The 2,560-nt window shown below is 72.2% G+C and carries 3 protein-coding genes; all 3 read left to right on the top strand.

Translation table 11 applies throughout. The features are described from left to right. Window positions 1-1,260 (top strand): thiamine pyrophosphate-dependent enzyme (locus I0Q12_RS03120; protein ID WP_231609899.1); only part of this gene is annotated, 1,260 nt, incomplete at its 5' end. 10 nt (window positions 1,261-1,270) lie between these two features. Further along, entirely contained in the window at window positions 1,271-1,705 is a 435-nt protein-coding gene (locus tag I0Q12_RS03115) for a DUF3592 domain-containing protein (protein ID WP_248674852.1), read from the top strand. 17 nt (window positions 1,706-1,722) lie between these two features. Next, on the top strand, window positions 1,723-2,421 hold the full coding sequence (locus I0Q12_RS03110; protein ID WP_197250549.1) for a demethylmenaquinone methyltransferase: 699 nt from the start codon (window positions 1,723-1,725) through the stop codon (window positions 2,419-2,421). Window positions 2,422-2,560 lie beyond the last annotated feature (139 nt).

The raw sequence follows: 2,560 nt of genomic DNA, 5'->3' as shown, positions 1-2,560 counted from the left end.
GAGCAGCTCGGACTGTTCGGCAGCCAGGTCAGGGCGACGATCAGCCTGGGCCTGGCCGAGGGTCTCGAACAGAACAGCCAGTGGCGGTCGGCCGTCAGCCGCGTCCTCGCCGCCGCGCGCGGCACCCGCTCCGGCAACGCGGGTCCCGTGCACTTCGACATTCCGCTGCGTGAACCGCTCGTCCCCGACGTGCACGCGCAGGGGCCGGTGCCGGAAGGTCGCGCCGACGGCAGCGCCTGGACCACCACGACGCACGCCACCCTCGACGTGCCGCTCGAACTCGACGTCACCGACGACACCGTCGTGATCTCCGGGCACGGTTCGGCATACCGGCCGGAACTGGCGGGGCTGCCCACCGTCGCCGAACCCACCGCGCCGATGCACGGCATCCCCGTCCACCCGATGGCCCTGCCGCAGCTTCAGCCCCGCCAGGCCGTCGTCACCGGCCGGCCGACGCTGCACCGGCCCGTGTCGAAGCTGCTCGCGGACCCGTCCGTGCAGGTGTACGCACTCACCACCGGGCCGCGCTGGCCCGACGTGTCCGGCAACGTGCTGGCCACCGGCACCCGTGCGGTCGTCACCGGCACCCCCGATCCGGCATGGCTCGACCGCTGCCGGCGGCTGACCGCGCACACCGACAAGGCGGTGCGCACCCAGCTGGACCGGCATCCGAAAGCGACCGGCCTGCACGTCGCCGCGGCCGTCACCGACGCGCTGCGCCCCGGCGACCAGCTCCTGCTCGGCGCGTCGAATCCGGTACGCGACGCCGCGCTCGTGAGCTACCCCAAGCAGGGCGTGACCGTGCTGTCGAACCGCGGGGTCGCCGGAATCGACGGCACCGTCTCCACCGCGGTCGGTGCCGCCCTCGCCTACGAGGACGGCCGCACGGTCGCGCTGCTCGGCGACCTGACATTCCTGCACGACGCGTCCGGTCTGCTGATCGGCACCGCCGAACCGCGTCCCCGCGATCTGACGATCGTGGTCGCGAACGACGACGGTGGCGGCATCTTCGAGCTGCTCGAACAGGGTGACCCCCAGTACGCGGGGGTGTTCGAACGCGTCTTCGGCACCCCGCACGGCATGGACCTGGCCGCGCTGTGCGCCGCCTACCGCGTCCCGCACACCCGCGTCGATCTGCCCGGACTGACCGCCGCGCTCGCCGACCCGACGGTTCCCGCCGGTGGCATCCGCGTGCTCGAGGTCGCGACCGACCGCGCCGGCCTGCGTGAACTCCACGCGGCCGTGCGGGCGCAGCTGTGAGGTCGCGGGCGTGACCGCCACCCCAGCCGCCGCCGTGCCCGGCCCGACCGCCGACGTGCGGGCCCGCCGTGCGGTGCTCGCCGTCGCGATCGCCGTCTCGGTGCTCGCCGTGATCCTCGTGCTCGGCGCGTGGCGCAACGACCGGATCATCGGCGCCGACACCGGAACGGCGACCGCCGAGGTGCTCTCGGCCGGTTCCCTGCGCTCGGCGATCAGCTTCGTCACACCGGACGGCGTCACCCACAACCCGGAACTCGGGGTGCTCTATCCGACCGGCCTCACGGTCGGGCAGCGCATCGCCGTCGAATACGCCCGCAGCGAACCGGACCTGGTCCGTGTCACCGGCCGGGACGCGCGCGTCGCGATCGTGCCCGCCGGGTCCGTGATCGTCGTCACCTGGCTGATCGCGACGCCGGTACTGCTGTACCTGCGCCGTCGGGCATAGCGGGTAACGTTTCGGCCGTGGCAACTACTCACGGATCACGTGCATCCCTCGACAAGGATCCGCGCGAGGTCGCGTCCATGTTCGACGGTGTCGCCGAGCGATACGACCTGACCAACACGGTGCTGTCGTTCGGGCAGGACCGCGGATGGCGCCGGGCGACGCGCGCGGCGCTGGATCTGAAGCCGGGGGAGAGGGTCCTCGATCTCGCCGCCGGCACCGGCGTGTCGACCGTCGAACTGGGACGCTCCGGAGCGTGGGTCGTCGCCACCGATTTCTCGATCGGCATGCTGAAGGCCGGCAGTTTCCGTCAGGTGCCGATGGTCGCCGGGGACGCCATGAAGCTGCCGTTCGCCGACGCCGTCTTCGACGCCGCCACCATCTCGTTCGGGCTGCGGAACGTCTCCGACTTCGATGCCGGGCTCCGCGAGATCGCGCGGGTCACCAAGCCGGGTGGACGGCTCGTGGTGTCCGAGTTCTCCACGCCGGTCCGTGAGCCGGTGCGCACGGTGTACATGGAGTACCTCATGCGGGCGTTGCCGCGCGTGGCCCGCGCGGTGAGCAGCAACCCGGATGCGTACGTCTACCTGGCCGAGTCCATCCGCGCCTGGCCGGACCAGCGGGAACTGGCGCTGCGGATCGAGGCGGCCGGGTGGAAGTCGGTGCGGTGGCGCAATCTCACCGGTGGGATCGTCGCGCTGCACAGCGCAGTCCGATAGAGCGCTGCACAGCGCAGTCCGATAGAGCTGCACGGCGCTCGGGTAGAGCGCTTCAGGCGAACAGGGGCCGCCGGTCCCAGTACATCGAGGTGCGCCCACCCGTCCGCCACGCGCGGGCGACGAGGTCGGCGTCGGCGTC

The organism is Rhodococcus sp. CX, assembly GCF_015865005.1.
In the GTDB taxonomy this organism is placed as follows: domain Bacteria; phylum Actinomycetota; class Actinomycetes; order Mycobacteriales; family Mycobacteriaceae; genus Rhodococcus.
This window is presented reverse-complemented; position numbering and strand designations above follow the sequence as displayed.